At 37.2% G+C, this 24,663-nt stretch carries 30 protein-coding genes; 15 read left to right on the top strand and 15 right to left on the bottom strand.

The genetic code is table 11. The annotated features are described in order from the left end of the window. Window positions 1-14 precede the first annotated feature (14 nt). Window positions 15-302 carry a hypothetical protein gene (locus ACMAYS_RS02880; RefSeq protein ID WP_146037820.1) on the bottom strand — a complete coding sequence of 96 codons (288 nt, stop codon included), beginning with the start codon at window positions 300-302 and terminating at the stop codon, window positions 15-17. Between the two features lie 36 nt (window positions 303-338). Between ACMAYS_RS02880 and ACMAYS_RS02885 the strand changes: the two genes are divergently transcribed. Continuing rightward, window positions 339-1,007 (top strand): acyl-CoA thioester hydrolase/BAAT C-terminal domain-containing protein, encoded by a 669-nt coding sequence (locus ACMAYS_RS02885; RefSeq protein WP_412462702.1) that lies wholly within the window; start codon window positions 339-341, stop codon window positions 1,005-1,007. Here ACMAYS_RS02885 and ACMAYS_RS02890 read toward each other — a convergent pair. Next, window positions 993-2,036 carry a metal-dependent hydrolase gene (locus tag ACMAYS_RS02890; protein WP_412462703.1) on the bottom strand — a complete coding sequence of 348 codons (1,044 nt, stop codon included), beginning with the start codon at window positions 2,034-2,036 and terminating at the stop codon, window positions 993-995. The two genes, ACMAYS_RS02885 and ACMAYS_RS02890, sit on opposite strands and share 15 nt — an antisense overlap. A 48-nt stretch (window positions 2,037-2,084) precedes the next feature. Between ACMAYS_RS02890 and ACMAYS_RS02895 the strand changes: the two genes are divergently transcribed. From ACMAYS_RS02895 to ACMAYS_RS02905, 3 genes are all read left to right on the top strand, one after another. Continuing rightward, window positions 2,085-2,822, top strand: a complete 738-nt coding sequence (locus ACMAYS_RS02895) for an NAD-dependent deacylase (RefSeq protein ID WP_392991645.1) — start codon at window positions 2,085-2,087, stop codon at window positions 2,820-2,822. Window positions 2,823-2,910: 88 nt separating this feature from the next. Beyond that, window positions 2,911-3,267 carry a hypothetical protein gene (locus ACMAYS_RS02900; protein ID WP_412462704.1) on the top strand — a complete coding sequence of 119 codons (357 nt, stop codon included), beginning with the start codon at window positions 2,911-2,913 and terminating at the stop codon, window positions 3,265-3,267. Between the two features lie 18 nt (window positions 3,268-3,285). Next, the gene (locus tag ACMAYS_RS02905) at window positions 3,286-3,561 is read left to right on the top strand and encodes a hypothetical protein (RefSeq protein ID WP_021266765.1); all 276 of its coding nucleotides are present in this window, start codon (window positions 3,286-3,288) and stop codon (window positions 3,559-3,561) included. A gap of 59 nt (window positions 3,562-3,620) precedes the next feature. Here the strand turns inward: ACMAYS_RS02905 and ACMAYS_RS02910 are convergent, their stop codons facing one another. From ACMAYS_RS02910 to ACMAYS_RS02930, 5 genes are read right to left on the bottom strand one after another with little or no spacing between them, the layout of a single operon-like run. Then, window positions 3,621-4,892: an acetyl-CoA C-acetyltransferase gene (locus ACMAYS_RS02910; protein WP_412462705.1), complete on the bottom strand. Its 1,272-nt coding sequence runs from the start codon at window positions 4,890-4,892 to the stop codon at window positions 3,621-3,623. Window positions 4,893-4,920: 28 nt separating this feature from the next. Next, window positions 4,921-6,279: a hypothetical protein gene (locus ACMAYS_RS02915; protein ID WP_412462706.1), complete on the bottom strand. Its 1,359-nt coding sequence runs from the start codon at window positions 6,277-6,279 to the stop codon at window positions 4,921-4,923. After that, window positions 6,279-7,103, bottom strand: a complete 825-nt coding sequence (locus ACMAYS_RS02920; RefSeq protein WP_103217484.1) for an ABC transporter permease subunit — start codon at window positions 7,101-7,103, stop codon at window positions 6,279-6,281. Before ACMAYS_RS02920 ends, ACMAYS_RS02915 begins: the two co-directional genes overlap by 1 nt. Next, a complete protein-coding gene (locus ACMAYS_RS02925; RefSeq protein ID WP_158246834.1) occupies window positions 7,096-7,833 on the bottom strand; it encodes an ABC transporter ATP-binding protein in 738 nt (245 codons plus the stop codon). Before ACMAYS_RS02925 ends, ACMAYS_RS02920 begins: the two co-directional genes overlap by 8 nt. Window positions 7,834-7,843: 10 nt before the next feature. Then, window positions 7,844-8,254 carry an acyl-CoA thioesterase gene (locus ACMAYS_RS02930; protein ID WP_103217486.1) on the bottom strand — a complete coding sequence of 137 codons (411 nt, stop codon included), beginning with the start codon at window positions 8,252-8,254 and terminating at the stop codon, window positions 7,844-7,846. Window positions 8,255-8,323: 69 nt separating this feature from the next. On the opposite strand from ACMAYS_RS02930, the gene ACMAYS_RS02935 reads away from it, so the two are divergent. The 5 genes from ACMAYS_RS02935 to ACMAYS_RS02955 all read left to right on the top strand — a co-directional run bounded on the left by ACMAYS_RS02935 (window position 8,324) and on the right by ACMAYS_RS02955 (window position 12,956). Further along, window positions 8,324-9,079: a MotA/TolQ/ExbB proton channel family protein gene (locus tag ACMAYS_RS02935; protein WP_103217487.1), complete on the top strand. Its 756-nt coding sequence runs from the start codon at window positions 8,324-8,326 to the stop codon at window positions 9,077-9,079. An 11-nt stretch (window positions 9,080-9,090) separates the two neighbouring features. Continuing rightward, on the top strand, window positions 9,091-9,942 hold the full coding sequence (locus ACMAYS_RS02940; RefSeq protein ID WP_103217488.1) for a VWA domain-containing protein: 852 nt from the start codon (window positions 9,091-9,093) through the stop codon (window positions 9,940-9,942). Between the two features lie 127 nt (window positions 9,943-10,069). Continuing rightward, entirely contained in the window at window positions 10,070-11,287 is a 1,218-nt protein-coding gene (locus tag ACMAYS_RS02945; protein WP_103217489.1) for a transglycosylase SLT domain-containing protein, read from the top strand. Further along, window positions 11,262-12,029, top strand: a complete 768-nt coding sequence (locus tag ACMAYS_RS02950; RefSeq protein ID WP_158246835.1) for a PilZ domain-containing protein — start codon at window positions 11,262-11,264, stop codon at window positions 12,027-12,029. Before ACMAYS_RS02945 ends, ACMAYS_RS02950 begins: the two co-directional genes overlap by 26 nt. Before the next feature lie 186 nt (window positions 12,030-12,215). Next, on the top strand, window positions 12,216-12,956 hold the full coding sequence (locus ACMAYS_RS02955) for an endonuclease I family protein (protein ID WP_158246836.1): 741 nt from the start codon (window positions 12,216-12,218) through the stop codon (window positions 12,954-12,956). A gap of 4 nt (window positions 12,957-12,960) precedes the next feature. Here ACMAYS_RS02955 and ACMAYS_RS02960 read toward each other — a convergent pair whose 3' ends face one another. The 3 genes from ACMAYS_RS02960 to ACMAYS_RS02970 all read right to left on the bottom strand — a co-directional run bounded on the left by ACMAYS_RS02960 (window position 12,961) and on the right by ACMAYS_RS02970 (window position 16,190). Then, the gene (locus tag ACMAYS_RS02960; RefSeq protein WP_412462707.1) at window positions 12,961-13,791 is read right to left on the bottom strand and encodes a thioredoxin domain-containing protein; all 831 of its coding nucleotides are present in this window, start codon (window positions 13,789-13,791) and stop codon (window positions 12,961-12,963) included. A 138-nt stretch (window positions 13,792-13,929) separates the two neighbouring features. Then, window positions 13,930-14,619, bottom strand: coding sequence for a response regulator transcription factor (locus tag ACMAYS_RS02965; protein ID WP_103217493.1), 690 nt, complete (start codon window positions 14,617-14,619; stop codon window positions 13,930-13,932). A gap of 2 nt (window positions 14,620-14,621) precedes the next feature. After that, window positions 14,622-16,190 carry a sensor histidine kinase gene (locus ACMAYS_RS02970; RefSeq protein WP_103217494.1) on the bottom strand — a complete coding sequence of 523 codons (1,569 nt, stop codon included), beginning with the start codon at window positions 16,188-16,190 and terminating at the stop codon, window positions 14,622-14,624. A 120-nt stretch (window positions 16,191-16,310) separates the two neighbouring features. Between ACMAYS_RS02970 and ACMAYS_RS02975 the strand changes: the two genes are divergently transcribed. Together ACMAYS_RS02975 and ACMAYS_RS02980 are read left to right on the top strand one after the other, a co-directional pair. Next, on the top strand, window positions 16,311-17,081 hold the full coding sequence (locus ACMAYS_RS02975) for a 3'-5' exonuclease (protein WP_103217495.1): 771 nt from the start codon (window positions 16,311-16,313) through the stop codon (window positions 17,079-17,081). Between the two features lie 77 nt (window positions 17,082-17,158). Next, window positions 17,159-17,557, top strand: a complete 399-nt coding sequence (locus ACMAYS_RS02980; protein WP_412462708.1) for a DUF309 domain-containing protein — start codon at window positions 17,159-17,161, stop codon at window positions 17,555-17,557. Here ACMAYS_RS02980 and ACMAYS_RS02985 read toward each other — a convergent pair. Continuing rightward, window positions 17,480-17,899: a group II truncated hemoglobin gene (locus ACMAYS_RS02985; RefSeq protein ID WP_199177527.1), complete on the bottom strand. Its 420-nt coding sequence runs from the start codon at window positions 17,897-17,899 to the stop codon at window positions 17,480-17,482. The two genes, ACMAYS_RS02980 and ACMAYS_RS02985, sit on opposite strands and share 78 nt — an antisense overlap. 49 nt (window positions 17,900-17,948) lie before the next feature. Next, complete coding sequence (locus ACMAYS_RS02990; protein WP_412462709.1) at window positions 17,949-19,214, bottom strand: S8 family peptidase; 1,266 nt, start codon at window positions 19,212-19,214, stop codon at window positions 17,949-17,951. Window positions 19,215-19,411: 197 nt separating this feature from the next. Here ACMAYS_RS02990 and ACMAYS_RS02995 point away from each other — a divergent pair, with 197 nt between their 5' ends. From ACMAYS_RS02995 to ACMAYS_RS03010, 4 genes are all read left to right on the top strand, one after another. Then, the gene (locus tag ACMAYS_RS02995; RefSeq protein ID WP_392991627.1) at window positions 19,412-20,119 is read left to right on the top strand and encodes a VC0807 family protein; all 708 of its coding nucleotides are present in this window, start codon (window positions 19,412-19,414) and stop codon (window positions 20,117-20,119) included. A gap of 19 nt (window positions 20,120-20,138) precedes the next feature. After that, entirely contained in the window at window positions 20,139-21,191 is a 1,053-nt protein-coding gene (locus tag ACMAYS_RS03000; RefSeq protein ID WP_412462710.1) for an NADP(H)-dependent aldo-keto reductase, read from the top strand. A gap of 90 nt (window positions 21,192-21,281) precedes the next feature. Then, window positions 21,282-21,890 carry a hypothetical protein gene (locus tag ACMAYS_RS03005; protein ID WP_392991623.1) on the top strand — a complete coding sequence of 203 codons (609 nt, stop codon included), beginning with the start codon at window positions 21,282-21,284 and terminating at the stop codon, window positions 21,888-21,890. A gap of 95 nt (window positions 21,891-21,985) precedes the next feature. Further along, entirely contained in the window at window positions 21,986-22,543 is a 558-nt protein-coding gene (locus ACMAYS_RS03010) for a hypothetical protein (RefSeq protein ID WP_103217501.1), read from the top strand. Window positions 22,544-22,581: 38 nt separating this feature from the next. Here ACMAYS_RS03010 and ACMAYS_RS03015 read toward each other — a convergent pair whose 3' ends face one another. From ACMAYS_RS03015 to ACMAYS_RS03025, 3 genes are read right to left on the bottom strand one after another with little or no spacing between them, the layout of a single operon-like run. After that, the gene (locus tag ACMAYS_RS03015; protein WP_412462711.1) at window positions 22,582-22,920 is read right to left on the bottom strand and encodes a cyclophilin-like fold protein; all 339 of its coding nucleotides are present in this window, start codon (window positions 22,918-22,920) and stop codon (window positions 22,582-22,584) included. 1 nt (window position 22,921) lies between these two features. Continuing rightward, window positions 22,922-23,446, bottom strand: a complete 525-nt coding sequence (locus ACMAYS_RS03020) for a cupin domain-containing protein (RefSeq protein WP_412462712.1) — start codon at window positions 23,444-23,446, stop codon at window positions 22,922-22,924. A gap of 18 nt (window positions 23,447-23,464) precedes the next feature. Then, window positions 23,465-24,661 carry an MFS transporter gene (locus tag ACMAYS_RS03025; RefSeq protein ID WP_412462713.1) on the bottom strand — a complete coding sequence of 399 codons (1,197 nt, stop codon included), beginning with the start codon at window positions 24,659-24,661 and terminating at the stop codon, window positions 23,465-23,467. Window positions 24,662-24,663: the final 2 nt, after the last annotated feature.

A 24,663-nucleotide genomic window follows, 5' to 3' on the forward strand; every position in this document is an offset into this window, starting at 1 on the left:
TAAGTAGAAAGCTACTAGAAGAACTTTAAAAATTTCTTCTTCTTTATTTGCACGCGACGATAGAAAGCTTCATTCTTAGCCTCATGCTTCACTTCCACTAGTCCTTCTCTAATAAACTCATTGAGATAGGCTTCGAGGACTTCCATATTTACATCATCAAGAAGGCTTAGATCTTCACTCTTTATTGAAATGAGAAGATTTTCCATATTCATCCATTCAAAGAATGATATATTCTCCAGAATAATCTCTTTTGCTAAATCGATTTCATCGTCCTTGAATGTATGCTGCATTTTAGAATTCACTTTTAAATTCTCCTCGCTCCATCTATTATAAAACATATGGAAAATAATACTAGTCGAACAAATGTTGGTACAAATCTCCCGATTGATTCTATTGAAGTCGGCAATCCTAAAGCGCAAAAAACTCTTTTAGTCCTACATGGTTTTGCCCAAAACAATGAACAAATAAAAGAAAATATTGTCGATAAATTTTCATCAGAGATTATACAGAACTTTCGTATTCTTATTCCAAATGGGATTTTTCCAATCCCTAAGATTAGACCTAAAGAAATTACTTATCGCTATAGTTGGTATTTCTACGACCACACAAGACAGAAATATTATATTGATATGAGTACACCAATCCAGGCCCTTGGAAACTATCTTAAGGCCAACGCAATTGACTTTAAGGATGTCATAATTATTGGATACTCTCAGGGAGGCTACCTTGCGCCAATTATGGCAAGCTACCTACCCGGAATAAAAGCTTCAATTGCAATTAATGCAAATACAAGAGTTGATAAGCTTGGAGAAAACCTAAGCTTTGATCATCTTTCAATACATAATGAAGGTGACCCCGTTGTTGAATTTCAAAACTCTCATAATAGCTTTATTGAGCTTAAAAAGAAGATTTCTAATGCTCAATATGTAAGCTTTAAAATTAACTCTCACGAAATTGCGCCTGAGAATATTAGAACTATTGAGACCTTCTTATTAGAAATCAAATAGTAACTTTAAGAACTCTTTTCGTGAATTGATATCAACGGCACGAGATGTATTGAAGACAACGTGTCCTTCTCCCTTATGAAATTTAATATCCCACATGGCCTGTGATGAATAAGGAAGAATACTGTAGCGTGAATCCACAATTGTATTATCTTGGCCCCAATGTAGATAACCGCTAGTGAAGCTTCTAAACCTCTCATAGTCATAAGGAAACTTCTGAGACTTATAGTGCTTTAAAAGGTTTTTAATCTCATTTTCTTTAACAATCGATGCACTCTCACTTTTTGGATAAAGCTTAATCTTACCAAAAGGAATACTTTTAACAGCATAAAACTTTGCTTGATCTTGATCGACGACAATTCCTCGCCATATGACATTATTAAAAATTGTCGGCTTAATCATCTGCCTTTGTGTTTGTTCATTAATAAGGCCCTTAGACGTTAGGAAATTAGTAACTCGCTCACGTTGATAAAAACCAAGTGACATAAAAGCAATGACATAAATAATGGCGGCATCATTAAATTTTAAATTCTTTGTTCGAAGACAAAGAATAACAAGAATAACGAGCGGGATAGTACAAAGTGGATCAATGACAGCAACGGTATTTAGCGCCACTCTTGTTGAAGAAAGTGGCCAAAAAAGCTGAGTTCCATAATTTGTGAATGAATCAAGAAGCCCATGGGTTGCATAAGCACAAAACGTATAAAGGTAACTTCTTTTCACTGGCACACGAAATAGTTTAAGAAATAAACTAACGATTAAGGCCCCTATTGGTATAAAGAAGAGAGAGTGAGTGAAATGCCTGTGAAACTGAACATGAAATAGAGGATCAGAGGATGAACGAATTAAGACATCTAGGTCAGCGGCCATCCCAGCAAGAGCACCCCATAGAGCTATCACCTTTAAACTAGGCATTTCTTTAGATTCATTAGAGTCACTACTATCTTTTGTTTTTTGACGCATTTTTGCTTTAACTTTGGCCGCTCCAAGAGATGCCATCGAACCGAGCACTGCCTGTGATAATGGGTCCACTAAAATCCTCACTTTATGTATTCACCAAGAGTATGTTACCATAAATTAATGAAATTTTTAAAAGACCAAGCACTCCTTGCTGGCATAAAAAATATTTGTATACTAACAGGCGCTGGCATCTCTAAGGAGTCGGGATTAAAGACTTTTCGTGACCAAAATGGGCTCTGGGAAAACCACGACATCTACGAGGTAGCCTCCCCCTTGGCCTTTAACAATAACCCCAATTTAGTTCACGAATTCTACAACCAAAGAAGACGACAGTTACAGTCAGGTGAAGTACACCCAAATGATGCTCACATAGCACTTGCGGAGCTTGAAAAGACAGGAAGTTTTCATACAACGGTTATCACTCAAAACGTCGACAATCTTCATGAAAGGGCCGGCTCAAAGAATATCTTTCATATGCATGGCCAACTTCTAAAAATTCGCTGCAAGAAAACCAAGAAAATCTATGAATGGACTAAAGACCTTACCATCGAAGATCGCTGCCAATGTTGTCATACCAAAGGAAATCTTAGGCCACATATCGTTTGGTTTGGTGAAGTCCCGCTTTTCTTAGATGAAATTCAACAGGCACTACTCAATTGCGATCTATTTGTCTCAATAGGTACTTCAGGGCTAGTCTACCCGGCCGCAAACTTTGTTGCTATTGCAAAAAGCGCTGGTGCTCATTGTTTAGAGATTAATCCACATCCGACAAATAATGCTGAGCTCTTTGATGAAACAATCGCAGAAGTTGCAACGCAGGGCGTACGTCACTTCGTGGAATCCATGCTTGCCATCTAGCATGCAGAAATTACATATCTCATAAAATCACTTTAATTTTCGTTTTCCCTTGGCTATAAGTGGGCACTCAATGCTATTGGAGAGATAAATGAAATCAGTGATTTTAACACTAGCGATGCTGTTTGCAGTTACATCAAACGCACAAGCTTCAAGTAATATTAGAGAAATTTGCGAAAATGCTTACTATGCCACTGGCTATACTAAGCTTCATCAATATAATCTCATCGTCAACTGGGCCCGTATTTCGGATCACGCCCTAGTTGATCTTGAGAATATTATCTACTCAGACTACTTCAAAGTTCTAGCTGAGAAAGATCTAGGTAATAACAAATCAAAATATACTTTAAAAGAAAATGGAAAACTAAATTCATATCAATATGAAGCGGCCCTTAGTGAACTTGCAAAGATCACAGGAAATAAAGCTTCATGTGTTTATGATCTTTAATCATTAGAGGGAAAAAATATGAAAAAACTATTACTAGCAGCAACTCTTTTTATTTCAGTAAATGCAAGCGCAAACCAAATCAAAATTTGTGCAATGGAAGCTCAAGAAACTTGTAAAGAGTTAACAAACAAAGAAGACTTCTACACATGTTTCAATTCAGTACGTGACTACTGTATTGATAACTACATGTACCAATCAGGTAACAAGTCAATGCCATGGTGTTTTGATGAGTGTGCTCTTGTTCAAGACGAAGCTCAAAGAAACCTTTGCTACGAAACTTGTACTGAAAAATAATTCATACAATAAAGTATAAATAAAGAAGGCACCCAATGGGTGCCTTTTTTTATTCAATTTTATCTTTCAACGATAGCAACAACGCCCATCCCACCTGCTGTACAGATTGAGATTAGTCCACGTCCGCCGCCTTTTTCTTGAAGCATTTTAGCAAGGCCTGCAACAATTCTTGCACCAGTTGCACCAAATGGGTGACCAAGAGCAAGAGAGCCACCTTTAACGTTTAGCTTTGAGCGGTCAATTGACCCAAGAGCTGAATCTAGGCCAAGCTTTGTTTTACAGAACTCTTCATCTTCCCAAGCTTTCAGTGTACAAAGAACTTGAGCAGCAAAGGCTTCGTGAATTTCATAGAAATCAAAATCTTGAAGAGTAAGTCCTGCACGCTTTAAGAGCTTAGGAACGGCATAAACAGGGGCCATTAAAAGACCTTCTTCTTCGATGAAATCAACTGCTGCCGACTGACAAGTAGTAAAGTATGCTGAAACCTCAAGGTTATGCTCTTTTGCATATTCTTCTGAACATAGGAAAACACAAGAAGCACCGTCTGTTAAAGGAGTTGAGTTGGCCGCAGTAAGAGTTGCCTTCTCAGACTTTTCAAATGCAGTCCTAAGAGATCCCATCTTTTCGACAGTAGTGTTAGCTCTAAGAATTCCATCGCGCTCTAGGCCTTTAAAAGGCACAACAAGATCATTATAGAAACCTTCATTGTATGCACGCTCAGCATTTTGATGAGACTCCCACGCAAGTTGGTCTTGGTCCTTACGAGCAATATGCCAACGCTGGGCCATAAGCTCACAACTTTGTCCCATTGAAAGACCTGTGCGAGGCTCCTTAACCGCAGGGAAAGATGGTTTTAGATCGGCCGGGCGAATACTTAGTAAAGCCTTCACGCGCTCACCTGTTGAGCGAGCATAATTTGCACGGCTCATAGCATCTGAGAATTTTTTTGAAAACTCAACGGGGATATCACTATTCGTATCAACACCACCAGCAATTCCACACTCAATTTGTCCTGTAGCAATTTTCATTGCAATAATATTTGATGCCTCAAGTGATAGGCCACACGCTTTTTGAATATCAGTTGCAGGAGTGTGAAAAGAAAGTCCTGACTCAATTGTACACTCACGTGCAAGAGAGAAATCATAAGCATGCTTACTAACAGCTCCAAGAACGACCTCACCTACTTCTTGGCCTTTTAGGTTCATCTTATCTACTAAACCTTTAAGAGCAGCTGTCATAAGTTCTTTGTTAGATACACCTTGATATGTCGTTCCAGACCTTGCAAATGGAATACGTGATCCCGTGATAATACAAACTTTTCTTTGTTCCATTAGTTTTCCTTTTTATAAATTTGCCTTTTCAATTTATTAGGCTTTTTAGTTCGAAAATTATTTTACGATAACTGCTCAAATGAAAAAATTCATCAAGCTCTAGGAGTATCGAATTCAATTTAAGTTTTTCTTTTGCCTCAATAGACTTGAGGATCTCAACAACATACTTTTCAATGACTATAAAACATATCGCTAGAGGAGATAAATTTGATGTGTACACATCAGGAAATCCTACACCATTTAAAGAACCATGGTGCTGGCGAACAATAACATCAATTCCAGTTGGAATCCCTGAAATCTCCTGCAAGAGAGTTGTCGTCATATTAGCGTGCTCTAACACAAGCTTCTTTTCTTCATTTGTTAAATCAACGAAGGCCATATCATCAAGAGAGTGGATCTTTAAAAGCTTCTCTTCACGTAGAAGGATGTCGTGGAAAAAACAAATATAACAAACTTTATCCATCGTTTGCTTTAGTTGTTCTCCTCGCCCCCATCCTAGATTTGGAATGATTTGATAAAAGAACAAACTAGTTAGATAGTTTCTTTTAAACGCATAAGTCGTTTCATTCTCTAAAAGAGAGCGAAGAAGTGTTGAAAGTTTCTTAGAGCCGCTTACAGTCTTTGTCATAGCTACAATAGAAGTCTTAGCAAGCTTTACTGTTTGTGGAGTGATTCCAATTTCATTTAGAAGGTTTTGTGAAATTTCAAAAGTATCACTACTAATTTCCATGATTTTCTTATCTTCTTTAAAGGCCTTCACAACCTTTGTTAAAGACTGAGATAAGATTTGTCCCATTAATTTCTCGAAATCTTCTTTTTGTACAAAGAAGTGCGAAAGATTATTATTTTCATAACGTCTTACGATATCTTTATCAAGAACGTCATTGGCATAGATTCTTTTAACAAAATGATCCACACCAGTTTTTGTCATTTTAATATAGATATCACAGCATGGATTTGAGAGCTGATAGAAATTTGCAATTTCAACACTAACAAAATCAGGCATCTTTAAATGTCTTAACTCCTCATCTGTAATATTTAAACTCTTAATTAGTTGAAGACTAATATCTCTGAGAGAAAACCTCGATGGTAGAGAGACAAAGCTCCCATAATCAATTTCCATCTCACCTAAGATAACAACAGGCTTTTTTATCGAGTGATCAATGATAAAATTTATCAAATTTTGAGCGCCAACAATATTACGTCCTTCGCTATCGACATAGCGATTCTCACAAACGATCCCGTCATAAGTTGCTAATTCATCCGCATTCGTAATTAGTGATGAGTTAGCAAGACAATCAATTTCAAAAGAGTACTCATTTGTTAAGTACTCTCTCACACTTGATTGGATGCGCTCATCTGAATGGATAATTAGCAATTTTCTCATTAAAATGATCTTCTTTTAAAAATAAAGTTAAAGATTAGTCCCCAAATCCCAAGAGTTGCCACTAAGTGAACAAAACCGAAGACAAAGCTTTTTACAATTTCTAAATTAAGTTCGGCCCCAAGCGATAGCATATCAGCAAGGCCTGAGATTTCACCAATTCTTGGAAGCATCCAATAAAAGATAAAACCGAATATTGAAGAAAGGTTTAGCCCCGAAAGAGCTGGATTTCCCGCCTTGATATAAGTATAAACACCAACAGATGCCAGAACATAAAAACAAGTTAGTAGAAGTGTTCCAATTTTATTAAAGAATAAACTGAAGAAACAACTCACAAACATAATAATCAAAATCTGTAAGAAGTGAGGAATTAGTGAAGCAACCATCTTCACCATTGAGAAATCCACACCCTTTGGCACAAGATCATTTGATAGAAGAATAACAACCCCAATTATCAAAATGAAGATCAGATAAAGGAAACTTAAAACGGCTCCACCAAGCATACGATTGATAACATATGAAGAGCGCTTAATTGGCAGTGCTAAGATTTGAGAAATTACTCCACTTTCTAAATCACTACGAAAGATATTTGCCGAAATAAGAGCTGCGACAAGCTTTGCACTAAGACTGATAATCCAAATAACAACTGTCATACTTGCGGTTGCTAGATATGTACTAAAACCAGATTCTTGAATTTCAATTTGAAGGGTATTACTTAGCACTCCTCCTAGATACATTACAATAACAGTCATAATGAATAGAAAGATTACTGATTTATTTCGAACTTCTTTTTCAATTGTATTTTTAATAAGCGTTAAATTAAACATGAACTTCCCCACTTTCCTCTTTAGTCCCTTTAATAAGAGTATAAAAACGATCCTCTAGAGACATACCACCACGTACTTCATCAATAGGCCCCTGGGCCTTAACTTGACCGTGATTTAAGATAATCACCTTCTTTGCAAATTTCTCAACTTCAGAAAGGATATGAGAGTTAATTAAGATCGTCTTACCTTTGCTCGAAAGCTCAAGGCAGATATCCTTCACATCTTTGATACCGATTGGATCAAGCCCAGAGAATGGCTCGTCTAAGATAATCAAATCTTTATCAGCAACAATAGCAATACATAAGCCTACTCGCTGCATTTGGCCTTTTGATAATTCACTAAGCTTTTTCTTGCCTAACTCTCCAATTGATAGTTTTCCTAAAGCTTCTTGAATTCTTTCTTTTACAAGAGACTTTTCAACTTGGTGAAACTCAGCAAAGAACTTAAGAGTTTCTTCAACAGTGAAGTAGCTATAGAAAGTAAATTTTTCAGGTAAGTAAACTAGACGAGATCGAGACATAGGATCATTTGAATCAATATCATAAATCGAAATATTGCCACTATCTGCACTTATAAGATTAAGCATACACTTTACAAAAGTTGTTTTTCCAGCACCATTTGGCCCTAAAAGAGCAACGACATCTCCATGTTCTACAGTAAGAGAGAAGTCCGATAATGCCTTTTGGTCTCTATAACTTTTAGAGACATTCTCAACGTTAATTACGCTCATATAGAAATCCTTATTTTTCGAGAATTGTTTTTGAGTTAATACTTCTTGGCCTTTTATTTTCATCAATGGCCACGTATGTGAAAATTCCATCCGTCACTCTAACTCTTTCTGTTTCAAACTTGCGAATAACCCAAGCTTCAACTTTAACAGCAAGAGATGTATTTCCTTCTCTTACAGTTGAGCAGTAACAGCATAAGATATCCCCAACTCCTACTGGTTGGATGAATTTCATTGCTTCAATTGCGATAGTTGCCGTACGGCCATTACAGCGCTTTCCAGAATAGATTGCACCGGCGATATCCATTTGCGAAAGAACCCAACCTCCAAAGATATCACCATTGTGATTTGTATCACAAGGCATCGTTAGCGTGCGAACACATAGTTCTCCTACTGGTTCATTTTCACTATTTTTTCCCACCATTTATATCCTTTTAAAGTCAGTTATAATAATTAAAAATATATCTATAATTTTAGAGTAAAAGGTCATTCAATGCTAGAAAAGAAAGAATTGCAACTCATTGGACAAGCTGTTGTTATAAGCAGTGTTATTGTGGCGGTATTAAACGGAGCGTATCTGTCTGGTATTTTCCCACAAGATGGAATGGTTTCAAGATTGCTAATTCTCTTAGGCGGAAATTTCATCAAAGGTGGCTACATTCAGTGGCTAACTTACATGGCATTCTTCTGGTCAATTTCAGAAATAAAAGAACTAAAGGCCCAAATTAAAGCTGAAAAGTCTTATTTTAAGGCCAATCTCCTTCCTACTGATGAAAAACATTTACTCATGTCTGACGATGTCATTCAAATAGGACAAAAAGTTAAGGACTTTGAAAAGAAGTATTCGAAAACTTTACTCACACAGCTCATTAAAAATTCTTGTGCTAAGTTTCGATCAACGAAAAATATTTCCGAAGTTCTAGAGGTCATTAATATTATAACTGACCTACATCGAGACAACTCAGAAACTGAACAGTCTAATATTCGCTATCTCCTATGGGCCATTCCTTCTCTTGGCTTTATTGGTACTGTACTTGGTATCTCAAGTGCTTTAATGTTAGCAAACTCCAAAGACATGCAACTGATTACTTCAACTCTTGGTGTTGCCTTTGATACAACACTTGTTGCACTAATCCTAAGTATCATTCTTATGTGGCTCTTTCACGATTTGCAAAAAGCAACTGATCAATTTCATATGAAAACAAAAGAATATGTAATTGAAAACTTAGTTAATAAGATTGAGATGTAGGAAAGCAAATAATGCGCCAAAGAAAGTCCATAGACGTTTTTAATATTTCATTTCTTGATTTACTTTCAGGAGCACTTGGAGCGGTGATTATCCTCTTCATCGTTGTTCCAAAGAATGAAGCACCTACAACAGTAGAAACTCCAAAAGAAGTTTGCGTTGATAATTCACAGGCACTTTCTCAATGTGAAAAGCTTGCTCAGGATCAAAAGAAAGTGATTAAAGAGCTAACAGCTCAAATTACCCCACCGCAGGCCAAGCCAGAACCAAAACCAGAACCAAAACCGACTCCAGCTCCAACGGTTAAGAATGCTGATGTAGGTTTTAATTTCAAAGGCAAGAGAGTGGCCTTTCTCATTGATGTTTCAGGATCAATGGCAACAGATGATCGTATTGGCCAAGTTAAGGCAGGCCTTAAGATGCTTATTGCTTCAATGGGAAAGGACTACTACGTCGATATCATCTACTTTCCAGGAAAGAATCGCAGTTCTCAGTATGCCCTATGGGGCGTTCTCCAAGATCTTAGAGATTTAAAAATCAAAGAAGAAGTCTATGAATTTCTAGCAGGACTTAGGCCACTTGGCGCTACCCCGACAAGAGCGGCCCTAAAATATGTTATCGACCAATATCCACAACTTACAGATATTGTCTTATTAAGTGATGGCTCTCCAACAAAGTCAGGCCGAACAACTTCACCTGATAGTATTGAAGATATTGTTAGGGATATCACCGACAAAAATAGACTTCGAAAAGTCCAAATTAACGCTATTGGTGTGGGGGCCACTAACTTCAGTAAGTCCTCAAATTTATATAAATTCTTAAAGAATTTAACAGATGCCAATAACGGTTTTTTCTATGGCTTCTAAAGTTGGCAAAAATTGCTAATTTTGCTAACCATAGATTTTATCGGATTTTTTAGCTAAGTAGTTGATATAAAAAGATTAACTACCTAGCAACTTCAGCTACTTACCCAAAATTGTCATAATAGTGTCAATGAACATGGCACTTAAACCAACATTTCGTCAGCACATTGTCAGAGTCTTGTTAAGAGCAAGCTTTTCGGCACTCTTTTTTGGAGCGACTCTCCTGTTCACTTCATGTGCTGGGCCAATGAACCCATTCGGAAGTGACACTCTTTCAATAATTAATGATGGGGATACATTCGAAAATCTCGAGGCCTTTACTAATATCTTAGATAACCATTTAAATTTTGATAATGTTGGAACAAGTACAATTGGAATTGAGTTCTTTCCTAAAAAGCAAAATCGTCATGCTGTTTATGATCTTTATATTAAGATAAATTCTACTCGTGGAAAATTGAATCCAGAAAATATCGTTATCTTTTGGAATGGAAGAAATATTACTTCAAGCTTTAAAAATAATAATAAAGTTATCTATGAAGACGATCAAAATATCATCTATAAAATCAATCGCCTGAGTCTTCCAGCAAGACTTGAAACTGATATTAAAATTGGTTACCAATATCGTGGAGAGATTCGCTCTCTATACCGTTATGAAGAACCATCATGTAAGCAATTTACAACAGCAAATAACAACACAACAATTACAACAACAGATCCATTCAATGTTAAGGATAGCTTCATTGATCTTGTAAAAAATGAAGCTAAAAAAGTTCATACAAACCCTTCAATGCTACTTGGAATTATTGCCCAAGAATCAGGGTTTAACTATCGTTCAGTAAGTTCTGCAAAAGCAATTGGGCTTACACAAGTAACAGATGCAGCAAGCCAGCACGTTGTTAAGAAATACGATAAGTGGAAGGTTGATAAGAGAATTGAAAAGCTTCCATATGGACTTGTAAAATTCATGGTTAGGTCAGGAAAGATTAATCAAAGAAATGACTGGCGACTTAATCGTAAGAAGTCAGTTATTGGTGGCCTTGAGTATATTGAATATTTAAAGAAGTACTGGCGTGGAAATATCGATCTTGTACAAAAGTCATATCCAAAAATCAAAGACCTTAAATCATTTGAGAAAAGCCAACTTTTCACAGACCTAATTCTTGCCAGCTATAACTCTGGCCCATTTAGAGTTAAGTCACAACTAATCAAATTAGAAACAAATTGGCGTAACTCTGATCGCCTACAAGAAGCAAAGAATTATATTAATCGCGTAAATAGTTATTGTTATCACTTTACTCAAAATGACACACAAGGAGTCATCAATGAAGATCAAGCCATTAATCTTTAATATTTATGCATTTGTATTTATTGCAATTGCAGTTAGTATCCCAATTCAGGTCATGTTCCTTTATGGTCATGGTGCAACTGATATTGGTGCCATCTGGTCGAAAATGACAGTCTTTAACTTTATGGTTATGGCCTCTTGTTTTCTAAATGCGTACTTTTCATTTACAGCGCAAGATGACATCAAGTGGAGCTTTCCATTATCGATTGGCTTTGTTTGTTTAAATAACTCGATTGTCCTAGTTTATGGAAATGACTTTGAAGCAGCTTCAGTTATTCTATCAACTTTTGCATATATCCTAATGACTTCATATTTTATTCTTAGTCATGAAACGAATGTTATTAATTCTCCTGCTGCTCAGTGGTGGAAAACAGCAATTCGTTACCAAGCACCACTACCAACAAAGGTATCATCAACTGATATTCCAATTAATCTTGGAGAAACTTTTGATATCTCAAGAACAGGTGCTTATATTTCGTATAATACGCCAACTCAAAAAGATATCTTCAATTGTGGAGACACTTTTACTTTTAATATCGGAACAGATTTAGAACTAAAGGCCAAGGTCGTTAGAAAATCGAATGCTGTTGGACGCTACCCAGAAGGAATGGGGGTACAATTTGTTGAGCTTGGAGTTAGCGAAAGACTTCAATTAGAGAAGCTTTTAACAAGCCTTAGACAAAGTGTAGATGAAGAAAATATGGATAGTGATAACGATTACGAAGAGTATAATAAGGCCGCTTAGTCGTCCCCTAAGTAGCTAAAATAACGAGCTTGATTTTTAAATTGGCAGGACCTCACCGAGGTCCTGTTTTTTTATTGGGACTATATTTCGGGTAAATTCTACAATCTCCTACCATCTGTTCATAAATTACCGTAAAAGCTAATTATGTTACGTACCACTCTAATAATTTTAGCAACATCACTCACTATGGCCCAGGCAATAAACCTCAAAGGCCACGGTGATACGAAAACACAAATCGATCAAGCAAAATTCAGAAAGCGTCTTTCTGATTTGATGAAAAAAGGAAAGAGAACTCTTTATTATAAAGAAGCACGTCTTTACCTTTTTAATAATATCTACGCCTATAATAAATCTGGATCCGATAATAAGTTTCTAAAAGACCTTTACTGCGGAAATGAGTACGAAAATAATGTCGATATTCAATTAGACTCTGAAAACCTACCTGATGGTAATATCATCAACACTGAGCATACATGGCCGAAGTCTCGATTCTTTGACTATGGTGAAACTGTTGAACACGGTAAGAACGAATACGATGATATGGTTGCGGATATGCACCACCTTTTCCCAACAGACTCTTTTGTTAATAGTATGAGGGCCTCATATCACTACGGTGAAGTTGACGACAATAAACTTCAAGACTGTGGTGAATCTAAATTTGGAAAGAATAAGAAGTATCCAAATATGCCGCTTTTTGAACCACCTAATGAAGTAAAGGGTGATATCGCTCGTGGGCTATTCTACTTTGCAGTAATGTATGAGCTTCCAATTGATGATCGTGAAGAAGCATTCTTGAGAGCTTGGGACAAGTTAGATCCTATCGATGAATTTGAGAAGTTTAGAAATGATGAAGTTGAGAAGTATCAGGGCAACCGAAATCCATTTATCGATTACCCTGAATTAATTGAACTACTGACGGACATTTAATTTCTTACTTGATCTTCGCTGCCATCTCGCTAGCAGGATCCTTAGAGTTTCCATTTAAACGACGATCTAAGATCATTTTGAAATGAGAATATGGGTATGCGCCTTTAACAGGGACACCGGCCACAACAAAACCAGGAGTGCCACTAAAGCCCAATTTATTTGCACTTGCTACGTCCGCAGCAATCTTATTCTCGACACGTTTTGAGTTTACTAATTCCCTAATTTTCCCAATATCTAATTTCATTTCTTTAATTAAACTAAGGAAATATTTTTCACCATGACGAATCTTATTTTGATTCTTTAAAATTGTTTCATGAAAGTCGAAGGCCTTTTGGCCATATTCAATTCTAATTGCTTCATAGTATTTTGCGGCCAATCTTGCATTTGGATGAATTGAATCAATTGGCAGGTGGCGATAGACAAAGGCCACATCATCTTTATACTCATCAAGAACTTGTTTTACTGTCTCAAGGGCACGATAACAGAATGGACACTGAAAATCAGAGTATTCATAAATAACCACTTTCGCATTAGGATTACCAATGATTAAATCTTCACTATGCTTTTCGACTTCAATAGGGTCTTTAAATGCGGCCTCTAAGATTTCCTGTTCTTTCTTATTGCGATCTTCAAGGGCCTTCTCTCTCATTTGAGATGCCATCTTCTGAAGTGTTTCCATAAACAATTGCGGGTTCTTCTTCATCACTTCAGTTAAAATCTGCGGATTTTCCTCAAGAGTTTTTTGCAGATCGCTCGCCGATTGCTTCGACTGACATGACGCTAAAAAAAGTGCCACGCAGGCAAAGAGAAGTGGAATGGTTATACGCTTAGACATAATGGCCCCTTAGTAGTTGTTCATATTAACTAACCTTTCGTTATATTATGGCCAAGCTTTATTCAATCTTCGTTAGAGTTATGTCAATTCTTTGAAAAAAAAAGGGCCTTTGAAAGGCCCTTAAATCATTTTTTATTCTTATTGAGCAAATTGTGGACGCAGCTTATAGCCGATACCTCGAACCGTTTCAATTAAATTTTCATTAAATTTCTGACGTAATTGAAGAACGTGTGTATCTACGGTACGAGTTGATGGATAACACTCATAACCCCAAACCTTATTTAAAATCTCATCACGAGATAGAGCGCGATTTGGATTTTCCACAAGAAGCTTTAGGAAATCAAACTCCATTTTAGTTAGTTCGACTAAGTTTCCATCCCAAGTAACTTCTCTTGTATCATTATCAATCTTAAGTTTTCCAAGAGTTAAAACACCTTTAGTATCAAGATCCTTAGCTGTAGCTCCTTGATCTCCAATACGAAGTTGCACACGAATACGAGCAAGTAGTTCACGAGACTCAAATGGTTTAGTCATATAGTCGTTTGCCCCTGACTCAAGGCCAACAACTTTATCAATCAGATCAGTCTTAGCAGTAAGAATAATCATAGGTGTATTATTATTGTTAGAACGAATCTCTTTTAGAAAATCAATCCCCTGTCCATCTGGAAGCATCCAATCTTGGATAATAAGATTAAAACCTTTTAAATCAATCTTTCTTGCTTCTTCTAAAGTTTGTGCCCACGTCGTATCAAAGCCTTCCATTTTAAGAAAATCAAGAATTCCCTTACCTAGTGAAACATCATCTTCAACTAATAGAATCTTATCCATAATTACTTCCTTTTAGGTAGAGTGATAATAAACTTCGTCGGCTTCTTAACCAACTCAATTTTTCCACCCCATTCATCAACTATATTTTTAATAATATTTAAACCTAAGCCTGTACCTGAACTTTTAGAACCTTTAACAAACTCACTTGTTAGAGTATCAAGGTCTCTTGTAATCTCTCCACCATCACCGACTTCAACAACAAAGAATTTATCTTTTTCATAAATCTTTAAATAGTGCTCTGGCGCACCATGAATAAAAGAGTTCTCAACGAGATTTTTAATGAGAATTTGAAACCAATAATAATCGACAAAGATCGTATCTTTCACATCAATCGATAATTCAATTTCCTTATCATAAGTTTCCTTAATAGGAATAATTGTATCATAGATAAGATCTTCTAAGTGCTCTAGCTTTTCATAACTAAAAGTTAACATCCCTGAGGCATTAGAGCCTTGCAGGTAGTGCTTAGACTTTTCTGTTAGACGTTGAAGGCGATATACTTCTCCAGCAATTCGAAGAAGATCTTCTTGCTGTTCTTCATCCAATTTATCAATTGAGCGGTTCATTTTTTCAACAATTAAAAGAAGAGAACTAACAGGAGTTCTAAACTCGTGTGTCAAAACTTGAAGTGCCATTTTCTTACGACTCTCCTCAACCTTATCATCCTTGATCTTACTGAATAGTAGCCAAAGAATAATGAAGAAGATAACCATGATCCCGGTAAATGATGTCAAAGTCGAAGTAGAGACAGTCTGTAAGAGATGTCTTGTGTTCTGTCGCCAACAAATTGGACCGTCGTTGTAGACACACCACTTACCTGCACGTGCTCTTGATATTTGATAAGGCGTTTGATCGAGAAATCTTTCAATGGAATCATTTGAGTAAAAGCGATACTCGAGAACATTGTATTGGCGTGGATACTTTATTCGTGCCAATAAAAAGTTCTTTGCTAGAATAGTTCCTTCCTCATTAATAATATCTTGTAGAGTTTCCTGAGAAAGACTTGCAAGTAGACCGTAGATTCCACCGAGTGGCCCGATTTCACGTTGAAGTTGTGCAAGTTCTGAAACATGGAAGTAAGAAAGTCTACGCCTTACCCATGACGTCTGAGACGCCTGGCCTGTGGCCAATTGATATTGAAACAAGAGGTATGCGTAACTAACACCAGATTCATGAATATAAGGTGGAGATTTCACAAACCAGTTAGGAATATTTCGAATTCTTCCACAGCGGATTTGTTCCCAGACACCTTTTTTACGTGTTCCCGTAAGCTGAGATTGAAGAATCTCGATATTTGAACAACCTTTTGAACTTGAAAGTAGAGATGCATCAAATTCTTCAATAGCAAGTGAAGGATTAAGTAACTGGAACTGCTCATCTGAGTAATACAATGATGAGAAGTTAACGATGGCGTATGGTGTAATTGTAGTTTGCATCTTAACTTTTAGCTCATTGATCTCATCAATTTGATACTGACTAGCAAATCGAGGAGCGAAAGTTTTTAAAACAAAACTTCCTGAAAAGAAGGCAACAATTAACGCCGTGAATATAAGTACAATATAAGGTTTCATTAAATCTAAGTAATCCCAGCATTTACAATATTAAACGTATCGTTAATAATTGTCCTAAATAAGTCAGAATATTGTCAATTAATCTTATGGCACACAGCAAGACCAACAAAAGGACGTCAAATGCTCATTCTTGGAGTTGATTTAGAAGGTATTAACGAAAATCTAACGCAAAAAGGTGTAAACCTTGAAGTTGACCGCGTTACGGAAATTGGAGCAGTCCTTTGGGATACACGCATCAACTCTCCAGTAAGAATTTTCTCAGAACTAATTGACGAGAAAGACCGTCTAAAGCTTACAGAAGAAGTCATTGAGCTAACTGGCATTGATGAGCAATTACTTGCTGAATGGGGCCGCAAGGGTGATGAAATCAAGATGGCCCTTGAAAGAATCGCACTTCTGATGAAGAAGGCCGACTATATGATGGCCCATAATGGTGCAAAGTACGACAAGCCAATGCTTACGGCCATGTTTAAAAGACATGGTATTGAGATGCCAAATAAAGTTTGGATTGATACTCAAGAAGACGTTGAGTACCCAAGAAAAATTACTCATAAATCAATGGCGCTTCTTGAGCACTCACATGGATTTATTAATCCATTCCCTCACCGCGCCGTAACTGATGTTCTAGCGATGCTAAAGATTGCTTCTCACTACGATTATGCACGTATGGCAAAGCTTGCTAGTGCACCTAAAGTTAGAATCGTAGCGGAACTTAAGGCGCCGAATTGGAAGAATCGTCAAGAAGTTGAAAAATTCAATACGATCAAGCACAAGGTTGCTCGTGCAAGATTCCAGTGGGATCCAAATGAAAAAGTTTGGTCAAAGATAGTTTCTCAAGTTCATATTGATGAAGGAAAACTTCTGTACGACTTTGATTGGAGACTTTCATAAGATATTCCACTCGAGCACTACCACCATATAAATTTCGACCGGGAGTGAATCCACATCCCTTGAAGTCTGGTGGCCATATGGAAGAAAGCGGCGAGCCTCAAACAGCTCGCCTAAGCTCTAGTGAAGCTTTTAAAGATAGTGAAGATTATCTGTATGCCATTGACTTGGTAAACCGAGGATATTTCTGGGAGGCCCATGCCTACTTAGAATCCTTATGGAATGAGCATAATCGAACTGATGACTTTGCCATTTTATTTAAGGCCATCATTAAAATAGCAGCAGGGCTATTAAAATTAGAAATGAAGCAAGAAAGTGCATTTAAAACTCACTTTGAGCGCTGCCTTGAGCTACTTAATGAATTAAATTACGAAGTTTTTTGCGGAATAGAAATCGAAGATCTAAAAGTCTTGGTTTCTCATATGCTCGGCGAATCTTTCGAAAGCACCCCAGAGTTCTTTATCAAACTCAGGCTTTAAATTCTTCATATCCATGGCCTTTCTCATGCAATAGAGCCACTCATCTCGCTCAGCAAAACCAATCTTAAATGGAAAATGACGCTTTCTCATACGAGGATGGCCGTACTTTTCAATATAAAGACTAGGGCCACCTAACCAGCCAGATAGAAACATAAAAAGTTTCTTATTAGCACTTTCAAGTGAGCTTGCGTGAATAGCGCGACACTTGGAAGCCTTTGGGTCAGTATCCATGATCTCATAGAAGTTATTAACAAGTTCTTGAACGCCCTCGGCGCCACCTAATTTATGATAAGGAGTCATTTTTAATTTTCGAATAAGGAATTCTGGTAGTTTGATTTTCATAAATAAAAAAGGGAGTCGCTAATACGAAGACTCCCCTCTTTATATATCACTAGTTTTGGATATTGTTAAGTAGGCGATAAGCTTCAATACGTCCAGACTTAGCTTTTGTGATAAGTCCTGCATTTGGTACTGAAGTTGAATAAATTCTTTCTTTAATTTGAGAGAAAGTTAGCCCTTCTTCTTTTGATAGTAGAAGTCCAAGTACCCCAGAAACCATTGGCGTTGCCATTGAAGTTCCAGACATCTTCTTATAACGATCACCTGGTACAGTTGAAAGAATATTTGAACCTGGTGCAAATACGTGAACTGTATCTTGTCCGTAGTTAGAAAAAGATGAACGGTTACCTTTACCATCCATTGCACCAACAGTGATTACGTTTTCAACATCGTAATTTGCTGGGTAAGTTGGTCTTGCATCGTTGTCAGCTGAAGAGTTACCAGCAGCAGCTACGAAAAGAACACCTTTATCACGTGCATTTTGAATCGACTCTTTAAGTGCTTCAGAGTACTCTCCTCCACCCCAAGAGTTTGAAAGAATTTTTGCACCATTTGCAACAGCGTAGTCAATTGAAGAGATTGCATCAATTGTTTCCCCTGAACCACTGTCACTTAGGAATTTAATCGACATAATTTTAACATTTGCCATAACACCCATGATACCAGTTCCATTGTGACGAGCACCAATTACACCAGCACAGTGAGTACCATGAGAGTGACCGTCCATTGGATCACCGTCTTTATTTGCAAAATCGTATCCATAAACATCATCAACAAATCCGTTTCCATCATCATCAATTCCGTTTCCAGCGATTTCACCTTCATTCTTCCAAGTGTTAGCTTTTAGATCAGCGTGAGTATAATCAACACCTGTATCAATAACTGCAACAACTAGATCGCGATCACCTGTTTCAACATTCCATGCAGCAGTTGCATTGATGTCTTCACCAGCTTTTCCTCTTGAGAACCAACCACTAGAGTTGCGTCCGTCATTCATTAATCCCCATTGCTTAGAAAATTGCTCATCGCGATTTTCTGTTAATGAAGCATCATCATGTTGAGGAGCTGAAAAATCATTTAAGTTAATGATCCAGTTCTTCTCAACATACTCAACTGCTGGGTCTTGAACAAGGCCTTCAAAACTTTGCTTAACAACAGCAAAAGTACCAAAGCTTAGTTTTCTAACCTGAGCATCTGCCATATTCGTGTTAACAAGAGACTCGAAACCTGGCTTTAGTTTTACAATGTAACCATTGAAGTTTTGAGCTGAAGCGCTCAGCGCACATGTCATACCAAGTGCAAGAAATAATTTTTTCATGAGTTATCCTTATGTTCATCCGTGATCAAAAGTAATTCGGTAAAAAAAATGATTTCATTTTAATTTTCTTAAGACAAGTTCAGATTACAGGGTGTAAGAAGTTGTTACAATACCCGACTTTTCACATTGGTCTTTTAAACCTTTTCCTACTTTATTGATTTAGGTATTATGAAGGGCAAATTATAAAAGGATTATAAATGTCAGATTCGACTGAAACGAATAACGTTCAAAATAAAAATGAAAACCCGTTCATCAACATTCTCTGTAATGTTGTTATTCCATCGGTGATACTTACAAAATTTTCAGGGCCTGAAAAACTAGGTCAAGTAAATGCTCTGATCATCGCCCTTGCCTTTCCTCTTTTATATGGAGCATGGGACTTTATCTCTAAAAGAAAGTTTAACTGGATTGCGGCCATTGGTCTTGTGAGCGTTCTTCTAACAGGAGGAATCGGTTTATTGGAATTAGATCGCACATGGATGATTGTAAAAGAAACTGCTGTTCCACTTGTAATTGGTCTTTTTGTACTTGCTTCTCAATTCACAAAGAAGCCACTTATTAGAACTTTATTTGAACAAATTTTTGATATGGAAAAAATCCACATGGCCTTTGAAGCAAGAGGATTACACGACGACTTCAAACAAAAGATTCACATTGCAGGATTCTACTTTTCTTCAACATTCTTTCTATCAGCATTTTTAAATTATGTTCTTGCGGCCATCGTCCTTAAAGGAGCACCAGGTACAGTTGAGTTTAATGAGAGCTTAGGAAGAATGACAGCACTTAGCTTTCCAGTGATCTCTGTTCCAACTTTAATTGTAACAGTTATTATTATTTTTACTCTAGTAAATTACATCAAGAAACAAACACAGCTTCCATTAGAAGAAATGGTAAAGCAGCAATAATAAATATAAATGAGGGATTATGAAATTTAATCAACTTGGAAATACAAATATAAAAGTTAGTGAAATTTGTCTTGGAACAATGACATGGGGTGAACAAAATACCATTGAAGAGGCCCATGAACAACTTGATCTAGCGCTCGACTATGGAGTTAACTTTATTGATACAGCTGAAATGTATCCAGTTCCTGGTCAACAAAGTACATACACAAAGACAGAACAATTCATTGGAAAATGGGATAAGATGCAAACTCATAGAGACAAGTTTATTCTTGCTTCTAAAGTTGCAGGCCCTGGATCAATGGATAGCTATATTAGAAATAGTGACATTAGAAAGATCGCCTTTTCAAAAAGCGATATTAAAACAGCTTGTGAGGCTTCTCTAAAAAGACTTAACACTGAATACTTAGACCTCTACCAAATTCACTGGCCATCGCGTGTGACAAATTTCTTTGGACGTCTAAATTATGAGCATATCACTCCTGAGATTGAAGTGAGCTTCAATGAGAGAGTCGAGGCCATGGATGAACTTATCAAAGAAGGCAAGATTCGCCACTGGGGACTATCAAATGAATCACCATGGGGAGTTATGAAGTATCTTGAAGCGGCCAAAGAAACAAATATTGCACGCCCAGTTTCAATTCAAAATCCATACTCTCTACTTAATCGCTCATTTGAAGTTGGTCTTGCAGAAATGGCAATTCGTGAGAAGGTTGGATTACTTGCTTATTCACCTCTTGCTTTTGGCGCACTCTCTGGAAAGTATCTAGATGGAAAGAGACCTGCAAACTCTCGCCTAACTAAATACGGTGAATACTTCACTCGCTACTCTTCAGAACATGCACAAAATGCAATCAGAGCTTATGTCGAACTTGCTAACGATGTTGGACTCTCACCTGCAACTCTTGCACTAGCTTTTGTGAACAAGCGTGAATTTAATACATCAAATATCATCGGTGCTACGACAATGGAGCAATTAAGAGAGAACCTTGCCACAAGTGAAGTGACTCTTGATAGCGACACTCTGAATCGCATCGAGGAAATACACAAGGTGTTTACTATACCTTGCCCATAAGACTGGCACTTTCTGCCACTCACTCCACATAAGTTCTTGATTTAATTTAATTTGATAAAATCTAGAACAAGAACTTATGTGGAGGCGTTCATGTTTTCAAAATTTAAGCAAAAGAGTGAATTCGATCTTGGCAAACAGGAGCTTGCAAAAATCTTCTTTGAATTAGAAGAGTTTGAAGATGCACCTCTTAAGATGGCCCTTGCTAGTTATGAAAACTTAAAAGCAGGAACAAAATCCACAGAAGACTTCTTCTACTACCTAATTGAAGACTCAATTTTTACTTCCCTATACGCTACATTCTATGAACGCATTTTCATGGCCATCAATCAGTATCCGGAACGTGCACTTGAATTAGTTGAGAGCTTTAGTGCAGACGCAGATGAGAGGGAGCAAGTTATTGCAACTCAAACTCAGCAGCACCTGGCCTTTGTTGAAAACTACGGAATGTGCAGCGGATGCGGTTCATGTGAATACCACCAAGACGTTGCCGAATTAATCGCCTATTATCAAAAGGGTGATATCGACTTCTTTACTGAGTTATATATCGGCATGCAAACAATCCAATTTGCCATGGAATACTTTCTTTACGATTATATTCCAAGTGATCCTAAACTTGTTAAGCTTACGGCCCCTGCCCTAATGCAAAACTGGCGTGAATTGATCTACAATTACGCTAAACTTAAGGCGCGTGAGCTTTAGGCCATAAACTTACAAGTTCTATCTTTAAGCTAGATAAAATTGCATAAACTAAAACTCCTTAATATCATTAATAGGATTATAAAAAGGAGTTTATAATGAAAGTACTAATTAGTTTACTAATGCTTCTGCCTGCTTTCGGTGCAGGACTTCAAATTGGAAATGATCTAGCTTCCAACCCTGTTGAAGGGAGTATCCGCTTAACATGTAATGACAGAAATCAGCACCAAATTCGCTACGTAAATTGTAGTGCAAATTACTTAAGCCCATCTGAGTTTTCAAGCTTTGTTCTAGACGAAGGTGAAAGAGTTGATGCAGATGAAGTAACTCTATACTACAAGGACCACAAGGGACGCAAAAAATCGAAGTCATCTTCATTTGATGCTGAAAAAGGTGAAAGTTCAAAGAAGTTCAATCTTTGGATCTACACTCTACTTCAAAGGCCACTACTTAACTACTACGGTGAAAATGAAATCGAGTACAAGCTAGAAAAAAATGGACGCGAAGTTGCTACTGGAAAGTTCATTGTTAATGTTGAAAAACAAGACACAAAGTACTGTCAAAGCGCAAGCTACTGGTCAAGCAATATGGATGACTGTCGCTTCCCACAAAACTTCTGTGCTCGCTACTTCCGCGACTACAACTACTGCCAATAAAAAAGCAAAATACAAAGCCTCCAGTCCGGAGGCTTTTTTTATTCTATAATTTCAATTTTAAGTTTTGAGTTTTTAATATTCTTAATCTTATCGACATTCTCAGTAATCTCCCCCAGCTTTATGAGGCCAGTAGAGTAAGAAAAATCTTTATAAAATATCGCAACATTCCCCCATGGAGAATAGTAGCAGATATCCCCAACACGAGGCTTATACCCCGCAGGCTCATCTTCCATAGAAAGCTTTTTTGTAAGATAGAAGATCTTCTCATTAGAAGCATAGTCTTCAACATCGACTTCAAGAGGTAGTTGATTAACTACTTTAGTGTTTTCAAGAATACCTTCAAATTCAAGGTCATCCACTTTGATTCGTATCTTCACTTTACTTCTTACTCCTAATGCTCCTAAGCCCATCCTTATATTGCTTATCACTAACTTTTTCCATCCAAATGACATTTTTACCATTCTTCTTTTCTTGTAAAGCCAAGTGAGTGACTGTATTTTTATTATCGGCTCCATGCCAATGCTTAACTCCTGCTGGAGTCCATACAATATCACCGGCCTTCATGACTCGCGCTTTTTCACCCCATTGCTGAACAACTCCCTGTCCCTTTGTGACAACAAGAAGTTGTCCTTTCGGGTGTGTATGCCATGCGGATCTTGCATTTTTTGAAAAAGTCACTTCACCACCAGTTAAATCTGAAGTGTCATGAGTTTCAAAAAGAGGTCTAAGAAGTACATTACCAGTAAAGACAGGAGAGCTACTATCAAACTTAATGGTCTTATTAGTTGGTGTGATTTCCATAAGTTTCTTTTCGCCTTGAGCTTCACCATTGGCATTTGTAATACCTGAACAGCTCATAAGCCCTAGAGACAAAATTAAAGTTAAAACAAATCCATTTTTCATGACTAACCTCCAAGATTATTATGCGATGACATTTTCAACAACTTCATCTTCATTTTTATTAAAAACGGTTTTTACAAATAAGAAAGTAAGTATTGCAGAGACAAACCAGAACAAACTGCTCATTGAAAAGACTGCAAATGAACCACTTTTATCGTAAAGAATTCCTCCAGCAAAAGCTCCTATTCCAGCAGCTGTTTGCACTGAGGCAACATAAAGACCACCGATTGATTCCGTATCATCAGGTGCAATCTTTGTCCCCCATGTCGACCAACCGACAGGAATGGGAGCAAAAGAAATCCCCAATAAGAAAATTAATACTCCGGCCTCGATAGCACTCGTTTCATTAAATGCGAGTGCAAGTGAAGCGAGAGCAAGTAATAATGGAAAAACACTTAATGCAAAAGTTAAACTTCTTTTTACTATTTCAGCGGCAATAAATGTTCCAATAAAATAGGCAGCATCAAAGAGAAGGAAGACTAACGATATCCCCTTTACATCAAGGCCTATCGTACTTTCAAGATAGGGTCTCATATATGTGATCGTTGCAAATCGTCCACAAAAAGTTAAAGCGACAGCAAGTAAACCGACTTTGACCGAAGGCCTTGATAAAGTTTTAAAAATTGTTTTGAACTTAACCTTAGAATTTGCCGCTAGAGTTGGCATACTATTAAAAAGCCAAATCATTGAGATAATTGCTATTAATGAATCAATGAGAAAAATCGTACGCCAGTGCAAGTATTGGCCAAGAAAGCTTCCAAGTGGTGCGGCCAGCATCGTTGAGAATGAAGCTCCTCCAAAAATAATTGAAAGGGCCTTAGGAAGATTATCCTTGGAAACAAGACGTGTTGCAAGGGCAGCGGCCATTGACCATATTCCACCGAGAGAAATCCCTAAAAGTCCTCTACCGATAAGAAGAATCACAAGATTAGGGGAAAGAGAAACGATAGCAGATGAAATAGCAACTAGTGCTGATAAGCTTATCAGTAAGTTTTTACGGCCAACCTTTCTAGTCACATAAGATATCGTTAAACTCGTTAAAACTGCAAAAATGGAAGTAACAGTAATGGTTTGCCCAGCAAAACCTTCACTTATAGCAAGATCCTTGGCCATAGGAGTTAAGAGGCCTACAGGTAGAAATTCTGCAATCATGACACTTGAGATCCCAAGAGTCATGGCCCAGATAGCTCCCCATGAATTTTTATTTTGATTTAACACGA

The organism is Halobacteriovorax sp. RT-2-6 (genome assembly GCF_047085025.1).
GTDB lineage: Bacteria > Bdellovibrionota > Bacteriovoracia > Bacteriovoracales > Bacteriovoracaceae > Halobacteriovorax_A.